Origin of the sequence: Candidatus Enterococcus avicola, assembly GCF_047470845.1 — a bacterium.
In the GTDB taxonomy this organism is placed as follows: domain Bacteria; phylum Bacillota; class Bacilli; order Lactobacillales; family Enterococcaceae; genus Enterococcus_D; species Enterococcus_D casseliflavus.
In genome coordinates this window covers 252,191-274,338 of record NZ_JBLGTY010000001.1, presented here as the reverse complement: position 1 = coordinate 274,338, position 22,148 = coordinate 252,191, and the positions used below count along the sequence as shown (strand labels likewise).

Genomic DNA, 22,148 nt, shown 5'->3' with positions numbered 1-22,148 from the left:
TTTTTCGTTGATCAAAAATAGCCCGATGATACAGCCAGCTGTTTTAACGGAGCTGTGATCGTTTGAAAGGCTGCTGGCAATAGGCTTTTTGAGAAACCAACTGCCCAGTTGCTGCTAACCAGCATTTGCCTTGGCGATGCCTTTGATCTGTTGAGAATCAAAGAGCAGCTACGCTTCTTTTACGCTTTGAATGATGTAATAGCCTTTGTCTTTTTTGATGATTTCGGCATTGCCAAAGGTCTCTTGCATTTTCTTTTGAGCACTCGGCGCCCCTTGTTTCTTTTGGATTACGATCGTTAAGGTCCCCCCTGCTTTTAGCAGCGGAAACGCCCCTGTCAAAATCTCATGGACGACTTCTTTTCCTGCCCGAATCGGTGGATTGCTGAGGATCGCCGCATAAGCAGGTTGATTTAATTGGGCATAGATATTGGATTGATGGATATCTACCTGTTCAATGCCGTTACGCTGGGCATTGCCTTTTGCCAAATCCACTGCCCGCTGATTGATATCGATCATCTCGACAGGCCGCTGACTTGCATAAGCCAACGCTAAACCAACAGGACCATAGCCACACCCAACGTCTAGCAGGCTTCCTTCTGGCAGCTCCGCCCACTCAAACGCATCGATCAGCACCCGCGAGCCGTAGTCCACCGTGTCACGGGAAAACACCCCGCTATCTGTCACAAAATGAAACTTCTTTCCTCTTAATTCAAACGACCACTGTTCAAAATCATGGGCCGTATCAGGATTTTCTGTATAGTAATGATTACTCATGTTTATGCTCCTTTCTTCTATTTCCTCTTCGCCTGTTTTTTCTACTGGCTTCTACTGGTTTTTCCTTGTTTCTTCTACTAGAACGAGTGAACGTAGTGAAAACACCAGTAAAAAAGCCGTGCAAGATTTGCCTGCTGTTTCTTTCTAATCATACCGAAAAACAGCCAGAAGTAAACGCCCAGCAAAAAAAACAACGAAAAAACAGTTTTTTGTTGTTTCTGCAAAGGAAATCATGTCTTTTTTCCAAGTTCCGCAGGTTTCTATGGTAAAATACTTTCGAACAGTGGCCTATCGCTTCTAAGAGAAACCGATGATGCCGCAAAAAAGGAGCCTACTATGCAAGAAACCATGAATTTTTATCAAATTCCTCGTGAGCAATGGCAAGGGTTTTATACGAACGGCATGATGCCTTTCACTCAAGAAGAATTGGATAATATCAAAAGTTTGAACGACCGGATCTCGGTCCAAGATGTGGAAGATGTTTACGTGCCTTTGTGCCATCTGATCCATCTTTATATGAAAGAGTTTGAATCATTGACCCTCAGCAAGGGACTCTTTTTACACCGCTACGTCAAAATGCCGCCTTTTATCATCGGCATCGCCGGAAGTGTCGCCGTCGGCAAAAGCACCACCGCACGACTCGTCCAAAATTTGTTGGCCCGTTTGTTTCCCCGTAGAACTGTCCAACTAATCACCACTGACGGCTTTTTGTACCCGAACGAAGTCTTGGAAGAACGTGGCAGCTTGAATCGCAAAGGATTTCCAGAAAGTTATGACATGGAAGCCTTGATCAACTTTTTGAATGCGGTCAAATCAGGAGAACCAGACATTCAGATCCCCGTCTACTCCCATGAAGTCTACAATATTATTTCTGATACGTATGAAACGATCAGTCAACCAGATATCTTGATCGTGGAAGGCATCAATACCCTGCAGCTGCCTGCCAACCAACAAATCTATATCAGTGACTTTTTTGATTTTTCAATTTTCGTGGATGCCCAACCAGCACTGATCGAAAAATGGTATTTGGAACGATTTGAATCATTACTAGACACTGCCTTTCAAGATCCCAGCAATTATTATTACCAATATGCGATTGGGGATCGCAAGGAAGCGATTAAAATGGCAAAAGAAGTATGGAAAAATGTGAATTTAAAGAATTTACACGAGTATATCTTGCCTACACGCAGCAGAGCCGATATAATTCTTCATAAAACAAAGCACCATTTGATCGATGAAGTGTTCTTGCGCAAGTATTGACCGCTTCATTTTTATAATTATGCTGTTGAAAAGGCCCAGCCTTTTTTCAATAAAAACTAAAAGAATTGAGGTAATTTATTGTGACAAACGTTGACACTTTGCCAAACGTCGAAAAAATTATCGTACTTGATTACGGTAGTCAGTATAACCAGCTGATTACACGCCGTATTCGTGAGTTCGGTGTTTTCTCAGAATTATTGAGCCACCGCATTACCGCTGAAGAAGTAAAAGCGATGAATCCAAAAGGGATCATCTTATCTGGCGGACCAAACAGCGTCTACGACGAGAACTCTTTCGGCATCGACGAGAAAATTTTTGATTTAGGCATCCCAGTTTTAGGGATCTGTTACGGCATGCAGTTGATTACTTATAAATTAGGCGGAACAGTTGAACCAGCCAAAAACCGTGAATACGGCAAAGCAGAATTGGAAGTCACTTCTGATGCAGCGGCCCTTTTCCAAAACACGCCCGCAACCCAAACCGTGTGGATGAGCCACGGGGATTTGGTCACTCAAGCACCTGCAGGCTTCGACGTTGTGGCGACGAGCAAAGATTGCCCGATTGCTTCTATCCAAGATGCCGAACGCAAAATGTACGGTATCCAATTCCACGCAGAAGTTCGCCATTCAGAATACGGCAACGACTTATTGCGTCACTTTGCCATTGACGTTTGTCAATGTACAGGTGATTGGACAATGGACAACTTCATCGATATGGAAATCGCAAAAATCCGCGAACAAGTGGGCGACAAAAAAGTCTTGCTTGGTCTTTCCGGCGGGGTCGATTCTTCTGTCGTTGGTGTTCTTTTACAAAAAGCGATTGGCGATCAACTGACTTGTATTTTTGTTGACCACGGTCTCTTGCGTAAAGGCGAAGCCGAGCAAGTAATGGAAAGCTTAGGTGGCAAATTCGGCTTGAACATCATCAAAGTTGATGCCAAAGAACGTTTCCTATCAAAACTTGCTGGGGTATCTGATCCTGAAGAAAAACGCAAGATTATCGGAAATGAATTCGTTTATGTCTTCGATGATGAAGCAACGAAACTAGCTGGCGAAGAAGGCGTTTCTTTCCTTGCCCAAGGAACCCTTTATACCGACGTCATCGAATCAGGAACCGAGACTGCTCAAACCATCAAATCTCACCACAATGTAGGTGGTTTACCTGAAGACATGCAATTCAAATTGATCGAACCATTGAACACCTTGTTCAAAGACGAAGTCCGTGAATTAGGGACCCAGCTTGGTATGCCAGACAGCATCGTATGGCGCCAACCATTTCCTGGACCAGGTCTAGGCATTCGTGTCCTTGGCGAATTAACAGAAGAAAAACTAACGATCGTCCGCGACTCGGACGCAATCTTGCGGGAAGAAATCGCAAATGCCGGCTTAGACCGCGACATTTGGCAGTATTTCACCGTCTTACCAGGCATCCGCTCCGTCGGTGTCATGGGTGATGGCCGGACCTACGATTATACCGTCGGCATCCGTGCAGTCACTTCAATCGATGGCATGACTGCTGACTTTGCCCGCATCCCATGGGAAGTCCTACAAAAAATCAGCGTCCGCATCGTCAACGAAGTCGCACACGTCAATCGGATCGTGTATGATATTACGAGCAAACCACCTGCTACTGTGGAGTGGGAATAAAGAGCCAACATAATATGGATGGGGAATGCCTATAAATCAACATTCTTCAGTTGCTAAAAAGCTTAATTTTCATTAAAAATGATATCATTCCCTACCATTTTCCCTACCAAAAATCCCTTGTCAGATTAACGTTTGACAAGGGATTTTTCTTTTTTCACTACTTTTTTTAAATGGATTCTATACTCCACAAATTTATTCGAATACTTTTCCATACCTTTCAACGTATCTTTTTTCTAATTCATCTTCCAGTACGTACATCTGCTAATTCCATATTTACTAATCACTACGTTTTCAAAATTCTTCATATTGTGGATCATTTTACATTTTTTTCAATTACACCACCATACATATGGCAAGATGTAGACCAGAATGGTGTCAACAAATAAAGACGCTTCACATACAGTGTTGTGAAACGTCCGAAACATTGATATATAGAAGATATTAACGGTTGAACTGAGAATCCTTACGGGCCTTTTTGAGACCTGATTAGCCCAACTATTTTTTTCAATCAGCTCAAAATACTTTACTAATAACAATTTAAAGAGTTTAAAAATGAAAAATTTTATTGACTTTCAATTTATTTGAAAGCAATAGTGTCAATTACTTGCAAGCCCAAACCGATACTGTTGAATACATACACATAAAGCATTGACTGGGAATAAAGAGCTAACATATTATGAATGGAGAACCCCTATAAGCCAGTATTGAGTGGCTCTTTTAAATTCGATGGTATCTGATTTAACACAAAACGCTTTACATCAGTATTTTTGAGTTTGTTAAAAAGCTGATAATTGTTAATTAAACTTGTTCGAGAAGGTCAAAAGTATGGTCAAAAAAATACTTGCCAGTGTATCATCTCTCAATAATCATCACTTCTATAGTTCATCGTTACTTTCTAAATTAGTAGAATAGACATATACTGACCATCTTAACGCAAAACATAGCATTGCATTTTCTAATGAAATTTGCTTATTGACATACACTATGGGTGGCTCACTTGGATTAATATCACTTCTTTTTAGGAGGTGATTTGAATGACAGATAAAATCAAAGGCAAAGCGAAAAAAGTTGCTGGTGATGAAAAAAAACAAAAGAAGTAGTTGAAGACATAAAAGATAAACTAGACAAAAATAGTTTATAGTAGTCCTATTCTTAAGGGTAGGACTTTCATTATCAATAATTGTGTTTAAACTGAATAAAGTATAACCACATTGAACCTCACGTGACTTTAGTCATGTGAGGTTCAATAAAATGAATTAAACGAACACATTAAAACATAATGCTCTATAGATAAGTTTCATTAAACACAACTTACCTATCTACAAAAAATAAAGATATTTGATAAGATAAAAGAAACAAAGAAACGAGGGGTTACGATGGGATAGTTTGATAAGGCAAAAGACAAAGCTACAAAGGTTGTATCTGAACAATTTGACAACCTAAAAACAAAAGATATTGCTGGTAAAAACATTGGGAATATGATGAAGCCAATTGAAAATGTAGCTAATACCGCTCTTTCTAATTACCAAGAAAATAAAAAAGAACAAAAGATAATCCTGCCTGTGAAGAAATCTTTTACAATACAATTAGATTCAATCACTTTAAGACGAGATGGTAATGATTATTTTTATGTTTCCAAAAAATATGATCCAAATCCCATCAAATACAAATTCGAACGATTGGAATGGGGGAGTACAATTGTCCAAAAAACAAAAACTACGGGGAATATAAATACAAAAGGTCGAACAGGAAAAACTATTGCCGGGGCGGCACTATTAGGGCCTACAGGAGCCATTATTAGCAGTTCTGGAAAACGGAAAAGTAAAGTTAATACTAAATCAATCACAACGACAAAAGACATCGGTAGCGAGGGAAAATTATTTTTACGAAATTTAGAAGATAACTCTATAAAAGAAGTAAAAATCTTTCTTTATTCTTCACAAGTAAGCAATCTAGAACGTTTTATTGCAAATGTAAATTACAGAGAAGATACTACTGTCGGAAGATCAAATGAACATTCTTCTACACAACAATTAAAAGAACTGAAAGAATTACTTGATTTAGGGATTATTACACAAGAAGAATTTGAATCAAAGAAAAAAATTTTAGGAATTTAACTATATCCTAAAATGATGAAAGAGAAGTGACATAATGATCCAAACCGAACTTACAAGATTCAAAGTAAAAACAGGAAAAACTGCTACAGTTGATGAATGGATGACTTTTTTAAATGATCATATGAAAGAAACTCTGTTAACATTAGAGAATGAAAAAATGTTTATTGAAACTGTCTTTAGAGAGCAACTTGATGGCATAGAATATCTTTACTGGTATTCAGTTCAAAGAAATGGCGGAAATCGTGTTGAGAATTCAGAAAATTGGATTGATAAAAAACATTTAGAGTATTGGGACGAGTGTATAGATTCATCATATAAACCAATTGACTTGACTGCAGAAGTTGTAATGATACCTGATAAAATACGTATTAATATGAACTAAAAATTTAAACTTAAAGAGGAGACTTTTATGGTAAAGTTGGCAATAGAAGATATTCAAGATTATCTATTCAATAAATATAAAGATAAAGTGTCACCCGAGAGTCTATTCATGAAATTAGTCGAAGAGATTGGAGAAGTAGCTGAAGCACTAAATCAGTTAAATGGAAGAAAAAATGGAAATAATACATCTCTCGAGAAAGAACTTGCTGATGTTGTTCACTACACTATCGCTATTGCAAGTGTTAGTAACATAGATTTATCAGCAGTAATCTTAGAAAAAGACAAGAAAGCAGCTATAAAATATGACAGCACAAGCAATCTTGAAGATTTTATTTCAAACAAATAAAACAACCACTCCCGGGGAGGAGTGGCATAGTTAAATGAAAAAGTTTTTATAAAGTAGTTTAATTATATTAACTAATTGCAAATCATTCAAATCATTTGGTCAAAAATAACCCACCCTCAAGGAGGGTGAGCCTGAAAAAAAGATATAAAATGAAATAGCCCCGGTCAAGGCTATGCTTCTATTCTACAAAATATCTTTTATTAATTCAACAAAAAGCCACCCTACTACTAAAACATAAAAATGAAACAAAAAATATTGATCGGGTATGAACCCACACTGCACCTTTTATTAACCAAACCCAACCGATTATGACGATTTTCTAATCAATAATATCTATTGAATAAAAATGATGATAAAATAAATAGGAAGAGTATCAGGCACACTTCCCCAAGCTTCCCCCACCTGATACTCTTCATTGACGATATAATATCGCCATAAAAATTTTATAATAGAAGCTTTTTATAAGCAAGTAAAGAGAATACTCGTATATATTATGTATAAGCCCGCAGAAGTGGGCTATTTATATATACCCAAACTACCCACTCCAAAGAGTGGGAGATTTTGAAAGAAGAATAAAGTTTTTGGATGTCATTATTTTAAAATACAAAATAAATTTTTTAATAGAAACTGGAATCGTTTTTATATTTTTTAGTTTCATTGAAAGGGAATTCATAAAATCAGTTATTAGGTGTATAATATAAAATATTTTAAATTAATTAAAAAATTAAAGGTGGCATAATATGTTAGAGTTAACAAAGTCAGAATATTAAATCTTATCTTATTTTTTCAAATTTGACCAGACATTAACTAAGACAGAATTAGTAGAAAAAGCACCTAATTTAAACGTCAATACCACTGCTATTATACTTTCTAGTCTATTAAAAAAAGGATATTTAGAGGTAAAGAAAGTAAAGTACTCTCACACGGTTTTAGCTAGAGCTTATACACCTAGTATTTCTCTTGTTGAATTTTTAAAAGATCATTATGGAGAAAAAGCACTAAAAAATTTAATCACTTTTACGATAAACTCGATAGAAGATAAAGAATGTTTAGATCAATTTCTGCAGCTTATAAAAGAAAGAAAAAGTATTGTTAAAAAATATTAGATCTCATCATAAATAAGCAAATACCGTTTATCTCAATCATTTAGAAAAGTTATAAATAGAAAGAACCCCACCCGTTCAAAGGGTAGGGTTCTTTCATATGAAAAAAATTAAAAAATATTAATATTTCGGTAAACTAATTTTAACAAAGCTTCCCCAACAGTCAACTCGTCTTCCATCAGATACCTTTTCATATTCTTTTTATTTTTTTGACTTTGATACAACTTGGAGTTGTATTAAAGTTACAATAACTAATCCTAGCAATCCTTCAAAACGAATATTCTTATTGACTAAATACTCAATTGATATTCCTAAAACACTACCAAGTACCACAGCAATCAAAATGCTGACAATTGGATGTTCTCATGTATAAGTAACCCATTTTCTATACAATAGTCTTCCCCTACTTGCTATTTGGTTTTATATTCTGTTGCCACATGCTTACCGTTAGCATTGTAACCTTTTCTCATATAGAAACCAACCCATCGTTTTTGTTCATATCCCATTTTTTGGCAATTTCTCTTCCTGGAGATGAGCCAAACTCCGCCCAACTTGTTACACCCAACAAGCCTGCAATTGCCCACCCAGGAATACCAAACATAGAGATAGCAGTCGCAACACCAAAAAAAAAGCAGCATTTATTGTATTAGCTAAAACATCTGTGGATACTGCAATATTCGTATATTGCCAACTACCCCATTTTGTTACACTTGTACTAGCTCTTGCAAAAGTAGTGGGACTATTATAGTATTCATCTTCATAACTGTTTTAAAACAGCCATTGCATTTACATTAGTCTGTTTGATATCAGCCTCTTTTATCATTCCAATCACTCCAAAATATGTTTTAATTAGAAATGATAAGTTGATACTATTCAATATGTTAATGAAGGCAGTCAGTAGTCGGCTGTCTTTTTTATCAAATAATCTTGACAAATAATGATGATTTTATATCATAAAATAAAAGGCTAAATCTCTAACTTAAAACAATATATCCAGTCTATTTTTGATAGTACCTTTTAAAGTTTTTAGCCTTTTCCGAATCTCTATGTGGCCTAACCTGCTCTATCCATAGTAGATTCGGTTTTTTTATAAAAAAATAAAATAGCATTGACAATTTTATAAAACTTATTATTCTAATAAAAAAGGCTATTCTCCAAACACAGTACACAAAACTAAAGTATTCTTCTTTTTAGCTATAGCCTTTTTCGAGCTTTCTAAAGTCCTTTTCTACTTCATGTAGAAAGCCCATTTTTTCATTTCAAACCTATTGACTTTTTATGAAAACCTATTATTCTAGTAAAAAAAGGCTAACTAGCAAGTTTTATTTTTAAAAAGCTCTCACTTGCTGTATCCACTTCTTAGTCTTTTCGAATCCTTTGCTCTCCAAGTCTTGAAGTAGAGGATTCGTTTTTTATTTTAATTATAAAATAGTATTTGTTTTCTTATAAAACCATTTATTCTAGTAAAAAAGGTTAGTTTTATATCCATAATCCTGATAAGGTTCGTTTTTTATGCCGTTTCCAATAAATCCGTCTCAGGATAATAACCTTGTTCGTTCAACAAATCACAAATAAACAACTTTCCTTTTTATGTTCACTTGGTACTCATCACAGTTTTCTTCGTTCCATCCGTTTGAAGAATTTCGCTCGTATGAGATTTTGTATATCCGCAATTCATATGCTTCTTGTAAAGTAACCACTGACCGACTACTCTTCTATGTATACCCAATTGATGCAGCAGCTTATTCAGTTTGACTGCTGACATTCCATAATCAGCTGCGATTTGTGATATAGTCATTGCATCTTTCGATGCCAGAATTGTATCAAGATAGGTGATTTTCGGTTCATATTCAGCGACTTTCTGTTCAAGCATCATTTTTTCTTCAATCAGCTGCTAAACGCAAAGCTTCCGCAAATGAGCGAGGTACATTCATATAACTGCCTGCTTTTCTGATGATAGGTAATACTTCACTTGTTACCCATCGCTTGAATTTCTTTGCAGATGGCAATTTTGATTTAAGAATGAGGGTGTAAAGACCGGATTCGTTGAAAATTATTTCCTCTCTAGTTTGATCTGCCATAACGATTCGTTCGGTCAGTTTATATTCTTCATCTACATAGTCCCTCATCGCTTTCGGACCATTTGCATACCCTAAAATATCTGCCACATCTTCTCCTACAAAATATGGTTCATCATTCACTAAAATCGTTCTAAATTGATTATTTTCAAAGCTAAAAATTTGCGGTGTTTCCATTTGATAACTTTTCCTTCTATAGATATTTGTTGCTAATCGTCCCGTTCATTTTGGCTTTCTCTAATAATTTGTTTTTTTTCTTTTTGATTTTTGATCTCTTCTTTCCCAATCAACTCTTCCTCTCTTTTATCAATTGCCTTACCAACCACAACGCCAACGAATATAATCCCAACGACTGTCACGAATCCTAACACTATAAAAGCCATTAATTCCCCTCCTGCTTCCATCGCATTCCGAGCTAACGGATCTTTTTTGATAATTTCATACATCCTTTGCACTTCTTGTAATTGTTGTTCTAACTGGTTGATTTTTTTCTGTTGGTCAATAATTGTATATGTTAAGCAACTAAGTGCTACCACAACCATAATCAGTATGATGATAAATTGACTACGCACCGATACTGCAAACTGTTTGATTTCTGAAAAATACTTATATAGTTCTTTTTTAGTAAACTTCTGAGCGTTCCCTTGACGATACGAAACTTTCCCATTCTTATCCATGCAATAATGAACAGGATACGTTACATATGGTACTGGTATTAGAAATATGGGATTTTTCTATTTCATAGCCTTCTAACATTCTAACAAGTATTTTGTATGGTTTGTTTGAAGCATACTGGATCTAATGACGCATCTCGCACTTGTTCTTCGTATAATAAATGTTCGAATCGATAGTTAGCTTCCAAATAGCAAATTCTAAATCATTCTTATTCTCTTCAAACCAATCAGCCACAAACTATTTAACAACTGGCTTTTGTGGTTGTCCACGTTTTTCCGCCAAATTTAATGCAACAGTATAGGCGCCATGTCTCCCTCGACTATAACTATCTGTATTTTTTGATATCATTCTTTATATTCGTTCAATTCATTAATCAATTCCTGTTTATTCATGCATATCCTCCATTCATTTATCGCTAACGATTGCAGATTTATTTACTTTTTTTATAATCTAAAGATTTTTAATTGTCAAAAAATCAAATACCAATATTTTCAATTCATTTACATTAATTCAATTAACTGGTATATAATCTAACTGAAAGGTGGTTTATCTATGAAAAAAATTTGTTTTGTCTTAGTTCTCAATAATGTATTGTCGTATACGCCATTGTCTCCAGGACTTCTTTCTAAAAAAGATACAAGCCTTAAAGATTATTTCTCTCAGTTTTATGATGTTTCAGTAAATTATCTCAGGGACAAAGATAATGTTGACTACTTGGTTCTTCCTGAGCCATTCGCTCCTTTTGATAATGAAAATAACCTTCCGATTATAAAAGTTCCTTCTAAATTTTTTCTGACTAAAGATTTTGAAAAAATTAAAGAGTACATTGATAACTACTTTAAAGAAAACGATGACAAGTAATACTATCCTCGATCGTTTATATCCCTTGCTGATTGATACCAGTATCAATCAGTTTTTTATTTCGTCAAATTACTGACTATGCCCGAAATCCATCGCATTAACTGCGGGTGTTAAATAAGCGTTCCGATTAAGCGCTGATTAAAACCTTATAACTAATAAAGTTCCGTCGCTATGTACAATTTCATGCGATGTTAAACTATTCGAAAATTTATCTAGCTCTCTTCCACTGAATATTCCAACACATCTCTTAACTATTCTGTCATTTTCATTCACTCTTAATTTATTTTAATTTTTTTGTTTTTTTTCTGTTTCTTCAACTTCTTTAACCAGCGTTCCCGTATCATCTTCCAATTCGGAATCTTCGGAATCGAAATACATTTGCCCTCTTTGTCCGCTTTTCAACTCATTCGCAAGAGGTTTTCCTTTTTCTTCTTGACCAATGATGACTTTTGGTGTCAATGAATCTATAGCAACTAGCTTAGATTTCACCTGATAATCAATGAGGATATCTTCTCGATATTCATCAGGAATAATCGTTAAATCAATAGTGATTTTTCGTTTCTTTGTTGGGTCTGTGTTGGGATCATGAATGTTATTGATTACTTGAGCCAATTCAAAATCAAATCATCTTGGAATGCTCCGTCACTGACACCGTTCAAAAGAACATTAATTTTTTTGACATTTTGATTTTTTCCTCCTAGCTGTGCTATAATTTTTTTACCTTTTTCATTTTTCATTTTTTTGTTGAACTTACGCTGGCGGAAAACGGTGTAAGTTCTTTTTATTCTCTCAGTTCAAGCAATGCTGCGTCATAAATCATCATCAACCACATGACGGCTGTTGGATAGCCGATTGGAACCTACATAAGCATTTGTTCTGTGATTAGTACTCCTATTGCGAAAATCGTTAGTACAAATGCGGTTCGCAGAACCCAGTAGATTTTTTTCATTCAAACTACGTCTCCGTAGCTCATAGCCTACTTTTTGTTGCGCTTGTCCAAATAACTTTTCTAAGTTATCTTCTGTCACAAATGGTATTATCTTTTCAACATTCGGGAATACCATTTTGATAAAATTTAATTTCTCTTTTAACATTTTTCATTTTCCTTTCTGGGTTTATAATTCCTTATGAAAGTGAGGTGAATTAAATGAGTAAACTTTACAAACCTGGCGGGAATAAAGAGCCAACATAATATGGATGGGGAATGCCTATAAATCAACATTCTTCAGTTGCTAAAAAGCTTGATTTTCATTAAAAATGATATGATTCCCTACCATTTTCTCTACCAAAAATCCCTTGTCAGATTAACGTTTGACAAGGGATTTTTCTTTTTTCACTACTTTTCTTAAAGGGATTCTATACTCCACAAATTTATTCGAATACTTTTCCATACCTTTCAACGTATCTTTTTTCTAATTCATCTTCCAGTACGTACATCTGCTAATTCCATATTTACTAATCACTACGTTTTCAAAATTCTTCATATTGTGGATCATTTTACATTTTTTTCAATTACACCACCATACATATGGCAAGATGTAGACCAGAATGGTGTCAACAAATAAAGACGCTTCACATACAGTGTTGTGAAACGTCCGAAACATTGATATATAGAAGATATTAACGGTTGAACTGAGAATCCTTACGAGCCTTTTTGAGACCTGATTAGCCCAACTATTTTTTCAATCATTTCTTGACACTTCATTTCCTACTCTTTCATACACTCTAATTCCAAGTAGTCAAAAATGACTTTCTTCTATAAACTATTTAGTCTTATCTTTTTTAAAGAAAGATGAATTCTATAATTGACTCAAAAACTTATTTAAAAAAATTAGACTAATCCATAAACAATTTAAGTGTTGATCATCATAAACAACAGCAATTACATTAGTGATGAACTCTATACATGTATCACTACTATTCACCAAAACACAACCAGTCCTGTTCTATATTATAATGAGTAAGCCGCATTTTCTTTTTGCCAAATCTTCACGTTCATAATTTATAATCCTATACTAGTTCTAATTTTTCCTTGTATATTTCAGAAGATAAATGTAACTTTTCTTCACGCTAACTACTTTTCACTGTAAATCCCCATACTTTATTAGTAAACATTAAAATAGAATCAAAGCCTATATTTATATGGATTAGTAAGTAGCGCAATGTCTGAACTTGATTTCTGGATAAAAAAATAGATTTACCTCATCACTATCGTAATTTACATGATTATGAATTATTTCATCATTACACTTTACATTTAATTTTATCATATTAGAACCTAATTATTTCACCAACCATGCGGAAAAATACTTTTTATTTATTATACTATTATTGATTTTCAATACTTATGGAAAGCATTCTTCCAAAACAAAGACTGATAATTGTATTATTCTATCTTAAAACTCTCAAATACATATCTTCCTTTTTTCAGTTCAGTAATATTATAAAAATCTCCATAAAAAGTATCTTTTTCTTTATAGGTCAAGAACACACTAATTCTGGGTAATTCTAATATTAACCTTTTAGATGCCTCTAAAGAAAATATTCAGAATTTAACATAAAAGGAACTATCGGGTTCACTAATGGAAAATATGAACACTATTTTTGAAGTTGGAAAAGAGAAGTTTAATATAACAGAGGCCAAAATGGCAACTATGAAAGCACTTGTCATAAAACAATTTATAAAAGAAATGGAAGAAAGTGAGAAAAATACTCTTCTAATCCGTAAAACATTATAAAAAAGTCAATAGACCGCTAGGCTCTTCTAACGTCGCTATTGACTTTACTTATTGAGCATGTCTGCTTGTTAGTGCCCGATGAACTCACGAAATAGTTAACACATCGTCTTGTTCCTCGAGTTATCTTAGCATAACATGCCCACCGTTTATTTTAGTATTTTAATTTGTTCTTTCAAAATTCTTTTGTTTCACCCTCAGAATCTAGCAAAATAGCTTTTGAAAATCCTACCTTCTTCTCATTTAAAATTAAATCAATTGGTAGATTTTATACTTTCATTGAGTTCTGCCCATTCATTATCTGAAAAGCTAGAAAACTCTAAACCAATAATCTCACTGTCTTCATTTAGAAATAAAGATACATGATTAGACATCTTTACAACAGAATCTATCTTTTCTTTATCTAATTTAAAACATAATTTTTTGTGTTCTCTAGATATTTTAAACCCAGATTCTTTAGTTATAATCGAATTTTCATCAAAAATATCTGTTTGGATCACTGGATTTTTTTCTGCATACTCTTCAATAAATAAATTGGAATCTTCAATATCATTGATGGATGTGAATACTACTTCTACAATTTTCTGTGTAACAGAATTGATTTTAAACTCAACAAATGATTCATATTCATTAACAAATCTATAATAATAAAATTCTCCTAGGCTATACTTATCATCATTTTCTGGAAATGATACTGTGATTGGGACATAATAGTCAACTTCTATATCATCTTTGACTAATTTATCCTCATAACTTTTAATTTTCATAATTTGCTCCTTTTATAGTTAAGGTAGATATACAGCATGTTTAATAACTGGTAATTGTCCTACTTCTCTAGCTGGACTAAATATTAATTCCCAATTATCTATTATTATTTTAGTTTCAAATTTTATCCCTGTAGAAATAGCTTGTTCTACAGCACCTTGAAAACTCCTTAACAATTGTTGTTCGGTAAGTTTTTGTCCATGAGATAGATTTCGAGTTGAATATTCTACCATGTGCTTGGTTCCATTTGGATTTACCCACAACTTTTCCCCATTAACATTTATTTCAAACGATTTAGGAATAGTAGTTCCTTCTCTTGGAGGTTGTGTACCTTTAATATCATCCCAGACTGTACCTGTAGACCCACTGGCTTTCTCAACTAATACTTCTGATTCAGTCTTAGGAACGGTTGTGATAACAGGTTGTTCTTCTACTTTTGGGGTTGTTGTAATTGCTGGTTTCTCGTCCACCTTTGGCGTGGTAGTTACTCCAGGTTGTGATTCCAATTTTGGTGTCGTCGTGATCGCTGGTTTTACTTCTACTTTTGGGGTTGTCGTGATCGCAGGTTTTGTCGGTGTAGAGACGATCGTTTGGATCGTTAAGACTTGACCCGGATGGATCGTATAATTTTTGATCTTGTTCCATTTCATTAGATCATCCATGCTCACGCCGTATCGATTGGCGATCAACCAAACAGAATCACCTGCTTTTACGGTATAGCTGATTCCGCTTTTCCCTGCAGGGTTTGAATGACTCGTGGTCGTACCTTTTTTGATGACTAATACTTGGCCCGGGTGAATCAAATCGCCTTTGAGCCCGTTCTGTTTGCGCAATTCGTCGACGGTCACACCATATTTACTACTAATGAGCCATAAAGATTCGCCATAAGAGACTTTGTGGGTCACTGGATTTGTGGAAGTGGGTAGTTTTGTCGTTGGTTTTCCTGATGAAACAGGTTGTTTGACTGTTAGTTTTTGGCCCGGATGGATCGTATTATTCTTGATCTTATTCCACTTCACCAGATCATTCATACTGATCCCATGCATATTAGCGATCAACCAGACCGAATCCCCTGCTTTTACCGTATATGTCGTGTTAGTCGTAGGAGCAGTTTTTAGTGCTGGTTTTGATGCCGGCTTCGGCTCTTGCAAATGCATCACTTGTCCTGGATGGATCGTATTGTTTTTGATCTTATTCCATTGGACAAATTTTGAGACGGATAACCCATACTTCTCACAGATCCCCCAAACCGAATCGCCTGCTTTTACTTTGTAAGTGGCTGGCGTACTTGGTTTTGGTGCTGGCTTTGATGTACTTGCCGGTTGTTTGATGATGACTTGCTGGCCAGGATGGATCAGATTATTTTTGATTTTGTTCCATTTGATGAAGTCATTCATACTGATGCCATACTTATGCGAAATAGACCAAACAGATTCTCCTGCACGTACTTGATGCATCGTATTTTTTGGGGTCGTCGTTGGCTTCGGTTTCGCTGGAGAAGTTGGTTTCGTTACTGGCTTGGCAACAGGTTTTGCAGGTGCTTTGGGTTTGGCTTTGATCACTGGTTTCGGACGAGTTACCGGAGGAACATAGGACGCATTTGACTTTCTTCGTGCACTTGCGGCCGTCTGTGCGCGAGCTCGAGCGGCGGCTTGTTGTTTGGCCCAATTCTGTGCTTGTTTTCTCGCTTTTGCTACGGCTTGGGCACGAGCTCGTTGTGTGGCTTGCGCTTTGGCGCGGGCTGCTGCTTGTAGTTTAGCACGGGCAACGGCTTTTGCGTGGGCTTGTTGTGCGGCTTGATGTCGTTTTTGTGCTTGTTGTTCATGATAACGCCAACGTTCGACCATTCGTTTTTTTTCCGCACGACGTGCTTCTAATGTCGTATATATTTTATGGCTTGAATAAGCAGCTGTTCCTAGTCCAATCACCCATGCAGCACCTTTGACAAGTAATGGAATGGCTAGAGGCAAGGCGCGTTTTTTTCGTGATCCGCTTGTTTGACTATTCCGAGAAGCACTGATTTCAGAAATCACTTGTTCCAATGCTTGTTCATCTTTTGCCTCTAACATCCGATTGATTTCCTCATCGGTACTTGCTAGAAAGAAGTCACTAAATGCTGCTCCTTCTTCCAATTTCTGTTCTCGATCATTATAGTATTGCGTAAGCAGTTGTTCAAATGTCTCTAACGACGATTCATTTTCCAATCGTTCAATCTCATCGGCAGTAAGAAACTTCTTTAGTTCATCGAGTTCTTCTACACCAAAGGACTCATCCAATTGATTCAACAAGAGATATTCTAAAGCATCGGCCAATTCTTTTTCATTACTTGAATCTATGACTAACCCTAATTCTTCTTCTGTTGCATGATCAATGTATTGATCGATTGCGGCATCAAAGGCTTTTTCATCAAAAGCGACCACCGGTTCCTCTTCTGGCTGATTTGAAGAAACGGCGGAAAGATCTCGGCGGCTTCGCCGTGAAACAACTGCTTCTTCGCTTGAAGAGACTGGTTCGTCTATTTTTTCGCTAGGTTCATCAATACTTGGAGAGGTATGTCCACCGAATGATTCAGAAGGTTGTGTTCCTTCAGAATCACTCGTTGATGAATCAACCGCTTCCTTCGTTACTTCTTCATGAGAAATCGTTTGGTCCTGAGGATCCGAAGACTTTTCTGTAGACTCATCGACTTCTTCTGGCCCAGTTTCTTCGCTAGACTGGATGAGATCACTTGATTGTGTACGATCGCTTGATCCTTCCAAACTACTTGATACCATCGTTTGCCTATCCTCAGTTGTTTCTTCTACTTTTTCAGTTTGTCCATCTGATGAATCGTCCGAGCGTTTTGTTAGATCCTCTTTCTTGTTACCGTCAGATATCATCGCTTCTTGAGACTCCATCGAATCGGCCACAGCGACCACACTTGGCACAAGAGTCGAAGATACTACCAACAATATACTTGCAAAAATACCGAAGCGAAACACTTTTTTCAACATACTGCTTCTTCCTCTCTTATTTTTTTACACCCAATAAAATAACGACAAATATTTTAATAACAATCATCAAGATACTTATACACGGGTGTTGAAAAAATAATATCATCATTTTTTACGATGATAAATAACGAGAAAGTAAGATTCATCTTCCAATTTTGTCACATGATCAAACCGAAAGAGTGTGTTCCCCTTACAAAAGGCAAAGATTATACAAACGCCTAAAAAAAGATTTTCAAAACTTTTATAGCGAAACCACTAAATGTTCGTATACGAGTTTCCTCCTATATTTAAATCGCTATAATTAGTAGTTGATTTAGTGAACTTTGTACAAATTTGGAAAGTTATTCCTAATCTTTATGCACATATAAACAATAGTAAAAATCTCTTTGTATAAAATGTACCCACTATTTAGTGATTTGAGGATGAATTTATACTAAAGCAATCAATAGGAGTGATTTCTAAATCTAAATAGGCCCGCAGTTCAAAATGTCCTGTGATGAACGATTAATGTAACTTCCTTTTTGCTTTTACTTCTCAAACCAATCATAAAATTCATCTGGTGTTTTCTCCCGATAGAGTTTGATTAACGCTGGTCGTATTGATTGAAATATTTCGACTAATTCTTCTCCACCAAATCGAGTGGAAAAATGCTTATCAGTAAATATCATTGATAAAGAAGAAAGAAACAGCTCTGTATCTTCTTCTGTACCAAGAATATTGATCAATCTTCCAATCAAATAAGAATCATTAAATGTCAGGTCTTGTTTTACATCAAAGTTTTTTATTGATTCTTTCACCATTTTCGCAATGCGATCTTTCTCTCCATACTTGATCTCACCACTCATCTCGATATAGTCAATGATCCCAGATGAAAGAATCGTGACAGCTTCTTCTTTTGCTTTTGATGATAGTTTGTTTAGTGTTTTGGATCCTTCAAGGACCTCTTTCGTGATCTCTACGACATAGTCCTTCATGATTTCACTCGAATATTCTACAAAACATTCTTGGATAAATTCCTCCAAAGGATAGCCTAGCTCATTCTCCCAAGCAGGATTTTTGAACTCGCCCGTATAAAATTCTTGCTTTATTTTCTCAATGATTTCAGGATGATCGTCCACTATTTGTTTCTGACCAATGAGAAACAAATACTCTCGAATATAGTCTTCCACATGCCCAAAATAAAACCAGCCTACTGGTTTTCCGCTAATACTCGATAATTGATTGATCACACTTTCAGGAGCCAATGCATAGCCTTGAACGTAGGAACTGATCGTCGGCTTTTTTAAACCTAATCGATTCCCTAATTCTGTAAAAGAGAGAGACATTCCGTCTTTTATTTCTTTGATTCGTTGACCCACCTTCACTTTATCAGGTTGTACTAAACCAAACATATTCAAATTCCTCCTTATCATTTTTTTTCATTATAACACTCGTATAAAAAAACGTATATATATTTTTAGAAAATCTCTTGACTTCGTATAATTTTTCGTATAAAATTCAAGGCGTAGATGGCCATCTATATTTTTTAATCAAATCGTATAAACTTTCGTATAAAAAGGAGAAATATGATGCCAATAAAAATTACCGATCTCAGTTTACCAAAAGAAACACTCGAAAAAGAATACCAAGTCGTCAATGTCACTCGCTGGCAAAAAGATGGGGAAATTCTAGGGTGGAGCTACGAATGCATTCTACCAAAACTTCGCTACGAAAAAATCAGTGTCAAAGTCAAATCTGAACATCCTGTGATCACGTCGGAAGAGCTTACCCAACAAGGTTTAGCCATAGTTACATTTACCAATTTGGTGATCGTACCTTGGGGGCGCTCAAATGGACAATTTGTCAGTTATGGGTTATCGGCAACCGCTGATACGGCAACTTTGATTCCCAAAAAACAAGGTGTCACTACACAAAACTAATTTTCCTATGCGTTTGTTGGGTGGTTAGGACGAAACGGCGAGGCAGCGCCCACAGAGCCGTTTCTGTCCGTTAAGACCGCCCAATAAACCCATAGGTTGGAAGGACTGCCGCGCAGGCCTTCCCCTTAACTTGATTTATAGAACAACATCAGGAGAAAATGGCTGGTTCTTTGACAATCGAATACAAACCAAGGAGTGGGGATTATTGAAACCTTATAATCAGAAGATCATTGAAACTCCCACGTACCTTGAAATTTATGATTATGAAACCATCATTACTCCTAAAAAAAGAAATGAAGAAACAGAACCAAATCCAAACCGAAAAAAAGAATTAGCTTGGCTTTATACAGAGGATATTCCCACGGAAACAAAAAGAACTTATGACGAACTCTCTGCTCAAGAACAATACGATAGCTTAAAACGAAAACAAAAATACTACAAAAATATGCGTTTTGAAATCGCCCGACTCGTGGATATGAACTTTGATGATCAGACAAAATTTTTAACCCTCACTTTTAGAGAAAACATACAAAACATTGCCTATGCGAATAATGAATTCAAAAAATTTATCAAGCGACTAAACTACGAACTCTATCATACAAAAAAAGCAAACCTAAAATATCTCGCCACGTGGGAAAAACAAAAACGAGGTGCGATCCATTACCACATCATCTTATTTGACTTCCCTTTTCTTTCTGTCGATCGTCTTACCACGACCTGGGGACATGGATTTGTCAAAATCAATAGGATCGATGTGGATCGTATCGAAAATCGCGGACGCTATATCAGTAAATATTTCGATAAGGACTTGGATATGAAAGAACATAAGAAAAAAGCGTTCTTCAGATCGCGCAATCTCAAAGTACCTACTGTCACAAAAAAACTCGTGGATCAACCCTATGATCCCACCAATCAAGACGTGCTTTATACCCATGAGTATCTCGTAAGACGCCCGATATTTTACAGGGATATAAATGAAATTGGAAATCCTGAACAAATAATGGATTTTCAAGAAAGCATTGTGCGCTATACCAAAATAAAGAAATAGCACTATAATCAATTGTGTGCTTTCTATGAAAGTGAGTTAAAAAAAATGAAAAATATGATTTGTCGAAAAGATTTAGAACAACTTGGATTTAAAACACATCAAGCAGCTACCATAATTCGTCAGGCAAAAATAAGAATGGTAAATCAGGGATACCCATATTATAATAATAAAAGAGTCGGGGTTGTACCCCGACAAGTAATTGAAGAAATTATAGGCATTCCTCTTGTGCAGGAGGAATAGTTATGAAAACAAAATATCCATGTGTTTATCAAGACAAAAACGGCCGTATATATTATCTTGTAGAATTAGGTACAGACCAAATAACTGGAAAAAGAATCCAGAAAAAAGGAACAAAAGATTCTTTAGGAAAACGATTTTCATCTGTTCGTGAAGCCCATAAAGAAGTTATGCGCATTAAAAATGAGTATATGATAGCAAATGGATTTGCAAATTATGATTTAACCTACAAAGAATTTATGGAGCAGTCTTATGTCCCTCACTACAAAGCTTGTGTTCAAAAAAGCACTTGGAGTTCTCGTGAATGTGGACTTACTCAAATTATTGAATACTTTGGTGATAAAAAACTACGTGATATCAGGGTACTTGATTGTGAGCATTATCGAATCTGGCTGTTAAACGAAAGTGGGTATTCTCAAGCATACAGTTCCCTTTTATACGGTATGTTTCGCAAATCACTTGATTATGCTGTTACTCTTCAATTCCTAAATGAAAACATCTCCAAGCGGACAAAAGCAATTCCAAAAGGGAAAGCAATTGTTCCATACTGGACGAAAGAAGATTTTGAAAGGGTTTTATCAAAAATCTATAAAAATGACTTCTATGAACATATGTGTTTTGTTCTGATTTGGTTGTACTATATGACTGGAATTCGAGTAAGTGAAGGACTGGCATTAAATTGGAATGATATAGACTTCAAAAGAAAAAAACTCAGGGTTCATCATACCTTAGAAATGACCAATCAAAAAGATTTCATTAGAAAACCCTATACCAAAACCGAAAGTGGTCTAAGAATCATTTCTTTGGATGATGATACAATTCAAGTTCTTCAAGAGTGGAAAAACGTTCAAAAAAATCATGGAGTAAAACAATTTATTCTTAGTTACACTGACCTCCCCCTCTATCGTTCAACTGTTCAAAGAATTATACAGCGATATGCCAAGTTAGCGAAAGTACCATTGATTCAAGGAAAGGGTTTACGCCATTCTCATGTTAGTTACTTAATCAATGAATTTAATGCTGATATTCTTGTTGTATCACAACGGTTAGGACACTCTAGTCCTGAAATCACATTGAGACACTACGCTCATCTTTGGAGTCGTAATGATGAAAATATTGCTAAACAGATGACTGGTAATATTAATTTCACCTACGCAACAGAATCAAGTGTTGCAAACTTTAATGGAAATCAAGCAGTAAAGATCTAACC

At 35.7% G+C, this 22,148-nt stretch carries 18 protein-coding genes and 1 pseudogene; 11 read left to right on the top strand and 8 right to left on the bottom strand.

What is annotated here, in order from left to right:
* Positions 1 to 168 precede the first annotated feature (168 nt).
* A complete protein-coding gene (locus ACI3E5_RS01270) occupies positions 169 to 774 on the bottom strand; it encodes a class I SAM-dependent methyltransferase (RefSeq protein ID WP_086293730.1) in 606 nt (201 codons plus the stop codon).
* Between the two features lie 336 nt (positions 775 to 1,110).
* Here ACI3E5_RS01270 and coaA point away from each other — a divergent pair, with 336 nt between their 5' ends.
* The 5 genes from coaA (at position 1,111) to ACI3E5_RS01245 (ending at position 6,524) form a co-directional block, all read left to right on the top strand.
* Positions 1,111 to 2,034 (top strand): type I pantothenate kinase, encoded by a 924-nt coding sequence (gene coaA, locus ACI3E5_RS01265; protein WP_086293728.1) that lies wholly within the window; start codon positions 1,111 to 1,113, stop codon positions 2,032 to 2,034.
* An 80-nt stretch (positions 2,035 to 2,114) separates the two neighbouring features.
* A complete protein-coding gene (guaA, locus tag ACI3E5_RS01260; RefSeq protein WP_074934454.1) occupies positions 2,115 to 3,680 on the top strand; it encodes a glutamine-hydrolyzing GMP synthase in 1,566 nt (521 codons plus the stop codon).
* Between the two features lie 1,481 nt (positions 3,681 to 5,161).
* Complete coding sequence (locus ACI3E5_RS01255; protein ID WP_498820722.1) at positions 5,162 to 5,797, top strand: SHOCT domain-containing protein; 636 nt, start codon at positions 5,162 to 5,164, stop codon at positions 5,795 to 5,797.
* Positions 5,798 to 5,831: 34 nt separating this feature from the next.
* Positions 5,832 to 6,179, top strand: a complete 348-nt coding sequence (locus tag ACI3E5_RS01250; RefSeq protein WP_498820721.1) for a DUF6176 family protein — start codon at positions 5,832 to 5,834, stop codon at positions 6,177 to 6,179.
* A 27-nt stretch (positions 6,180 to 6,206) separates the two neighbouring features.
* The gene (locus ACI3E5_RS01245) at positions 6,207 to 6,524 is read left to right on the top strand and encodes a MazG nucleotide pyrophosphohydrolase domain-containing protein (protein ID WP_368264357.1); all 318 of its coding nucleotides are present in this window, start codon (positions 6,207 to 6,209) and stop codon (positions 6,522 to 6,524) included.
* A 2,613-nt stretch (positions 6,525 to 9,137) separates the two neighbouring features.
* Here ACI3E5_RS01245 and ACI3E5_RS01240 read toward each other — a convergent pair.
* Positions 9,138 to 9,882, bottom strand: a pseudogene (locus tag ACI3E5_RS01240) (phage antirepressor KilAC domain-containing protein).
* 32 nt (positions 9,883 to 9,914) lie between these two features.
* Positions 9,915 to 10,382: a hypothetical protein gene (locus tag ACI3E5_RS01235; RefSeq protein ID WP_498820718.1), complete on the bottom strand. Its 468-nt coding sequence runs from the start codon at positions 10,380 to 10,382 to the stop codon at positions 9,915 to 9,917.
* A gap of 550 nt (positions 10,383 to 10,932) precedes the next feature.
* On the opposite strand from ACI3E5_RS01235, the gene ACI3E5_RS01230 reads away from it, so the two are divergent.
* Positions 10,933 to 11,241, top strand: coding sequence for a hypothetical protein (locus ACI3E5_RS01230; protein WP_368265116.1), 309 nt, complete (start codon positions 10,933 to 10,935; stop codon positions 11,239 to 11,241).
* A 285-nt stretch (positions 11,242 to 11,526) separates the two neighbouring features.
* Here ACI3E5_RS01230 and ACI3E5_RS01225 read toward each other — a convergent pair whose 3' ends face one another.
* Positions 11,527 to 11,853 (bottom strand): hypothetical protein, encoded by a 327-nt coding sequence (locus tag ACI3E5_RS01225; RefSeq protein ID WP_498820717.1) that lies wholly within the window; start codon positions 11,851 to 11,853, stop codon positions 11,527 to 11,529.
* 197 nt (positions 11,854 to 12,050) lie between these two features.
* On the bottom strand, positions 12,051 to 12,335 hold the full coding sequence (locus tag ACI3E5_RS01220) for a hypothetical protein (protein ID WP_498820716.1): 285 nt from the start codon (positions 12,333 to 12,335) through the stop codon (positions 12,051 to 12,053).
* A 1,488-nt stretch (positions 12,336 to 13,823) separates the two neighbouring features.
* Here ACI3E5_RS01220 and ACI3E5_RS01215 point away from each other — a divergent pair.
* Complete coding sequence (locus tag ACI3E5_RS01215) at positions 13,824 to 13,979, top strand: hypothetical protein (RefSeq protein ID WP_498820715.1); 156 nt, start codon at positions 13,824 to 13,826, stop codon at positions 13,977 to 13,979.
* 251 nt (positions 13,980 to 14,230) lie between these two features.
* Here the strand turns inward: ACI3E5_RS01215 and ACI3E5_RS01210 are convergent, their stop codons facing one another.
* From ACI3E5_RS01210 to ACI3E5_RS01200, 3 genes are all read right to left on the bottom strand, one after another.
* Positions 14,231 to 14,743, bottom strand: coding sequence for a hypothetical protein (locus ACI3E5_RS01210; RefSeq protein WP_368265107.1), 513 nt, complete (start codon positions 14,741 to 14,743; stop codon positions 14,231 to 14,233).
* A gap of 18 nt (positions 14,744 to 14,761) precedes the next feature.
* Positions 14,762 to 17,734, bottom strand: coding sequence for a LysM peptidoglycan-binding domain-containing protein (locus ACI3E5_RS01205; protein ID WP_498820714.1), 2,973 nt, complete (start codon positions 17,732 to 17,734; stop codon positions 14,762 to 14,764).
* Positions 17,735 to 18,261: 527 nt separating this feature from the next.
* Entirely contained in the window at positions 18,262 to 19,125 is an 864-nt protein-coding gene (locus ACI3E5_RS01200; protein ID WP_498820713.1) for a helix-turn-helix domain-containing protein, read from the bottom strand.
* A 177-nt stretch (positions 19,126 to 19,302) separates the two neighbouring features.
* Between ACI3E5_RS01200 and ACI3E5_RS01195 the strand changes: the two genes are divergently transcribed.
* From ACI3E5_RS01195 to ACI3E5_RS01180, 4 genes are all read left to right on the top strand, one after another.
* Complete coding sequence (locus ACI3E5_RS01195) at positions 19,303 to 19,653, top strand: hypothetical protein (RefSeq protein ID WP_498820712.1); 351 nt, start codon at positions 19,303 to 19,305, stop codon at positions 19,651 to 19,653.
* A 205-nt stretch (positions 19,654 to 19,858) separates the two neighbouring features.
* Positions 19,859 to 20,701 (top strand): rolling circle replication-associated protein, encoded by an 843-nt coding sequence (locus ACI3E5_RS01190; protein WP_498820711.1) that lies wholly within the window; start codon positions 19,859 to 19,861, stop codon positions 20,699 to 20,701.
* A gap of 45 nt (positions 20,702 to 20,746) precedes the next feature.
* Positions 20,747 to 20,941 carry a DUF3173 domain-containing protein gene (locus ACI3E5_RS01185; RefSeq protein ID WP_252704852.1) on the top strand — a complete coding sequence of 65 codons (195 nt, stop codon included), beginning with the start codon at positions 20,747 to 20,749 and terminating at the stop codon, positions 20,939 to 20,941.
* 2 nt (positions 20,942 to 20,943) lie between these two features.
* Positions 20,944 to 22,146, top strand: a complete 1,203-nt coding sequence (locus ACI3E5_RS01180) for a tyrosine-type recombinase/integrase (protein ID WP_368264840.1) — start codon at positions 20,944 to 20,946, stop codon at positions 22,144 to 22,146.
* Positions 22,147 to 22,148: the final 2 nt, after the last annotated feature.

Bases quoted from the DNA above. Each gene is read 5' to 3' on its own strand.
- ACI3E5_RS01270 (WP_086293730.1), bottom strand. From the start codon at position 774: ATGAGTAATCATTACTATACAGAAAATCCTGATACGGCCCATGATTTT.
- coaA (WP_086293728.1), top strand. From the start codon at position 1,111: ATGCAAGAAACCATGAATTTTTATCAAATTCCTCGTGAGCAATGGCAA.
- ACI3E5_RS01255 (WP_498820722.1), top strand. From the start codon at position 5,162: ATGAAGCCAATTGAAAATGTAGCTAATACCGCTCTTTCTAATTACCAA.
- ACI3E5_RS01250 (WP_498820721.1), top strand. From the start codon at position 5,832: ATGATCCAAACCGAACTTACAAGATTCAAAGTAAAAACAGGAAAAACT.
- ACI3E5_RS01245 (WP_368264357.1), top strand. From the start codon at position 6,207: ATGGTAAAGTTGGCAATAGAAGATATTCAAGATTATCTATTCAATAAA.
- ACI3E5_RS01235 (WP_498820718.1), bottom strand. From the start codon at position 10,382: ATGGATAAGAATGGGAAAGTTTCGTATCGTCAAGGGAACGCTCAGAAG.
- ACI3E5_RS01230 (WP_368265116.1), top strand. From the start codon at position 10,933: ATGAAAAAAATTTGTTTTGTCTTAGTTCTCAATAATGTATTGTCGTAT.
- ACI3E5_RS01220 (WP_498820716.1), bottom strand. From the start codon at position 12,335: ATGTTAAAAGAGAAATTAAATTTTATCAAAATGGTATTCCCGAATGTT.
- ACI3E5_RS01215 (WP_498820715.1), top strand. From the start codon at position 13,824: ATGGAAAATATGAACACTATTTTTGAAGTTGGAAAAGAGAAGTTTAAT.
- ACI3E5_RS01210 (WP_368265107.1), bottom strand. From the start codon at position 14,743: ATGAAAATTAAAAGTTATGAGGATAAATTAGTCAAAGATGATATAGAA.
- ACI3E5_RS01205 (WP_498820714.1), bottom strand. From the start codon at position 17,734: ATGTTGAAAAAAGTGTTTCGCTTCGGTATTTTTGCAAGTATATTGTTG.
- ACI3E5_RS01200 (WP_498820713.1), bottom strand. From the start codon at position 19,125: ATGTTTGGTTTAGTACAACCTGATAAAGTGAAGGTGGGTCAACGAATC.
- ACI3E5_RS01195 (WP_498820712.1), top strand. From the start codon at position 19,303: ATGCCAATAAAAATTACCGATCTCAGTTTACCAAAAGAAACACTCGAA.
- ACI3E5_RS01185 (WP_252704852.1), top strand. From the start codon at position 20,747: ATGAAAAATATGATTTGTCGAAAAGATTTAGAACAACTTGGATTTAAA.
- ACI3E5_RS01180 (WP_368264840.1), top strand. From the start codon at position 20,944: ATGAAAACAAAATATCCATGTGTTTATCAAGACAAAAACGGCCGTATA.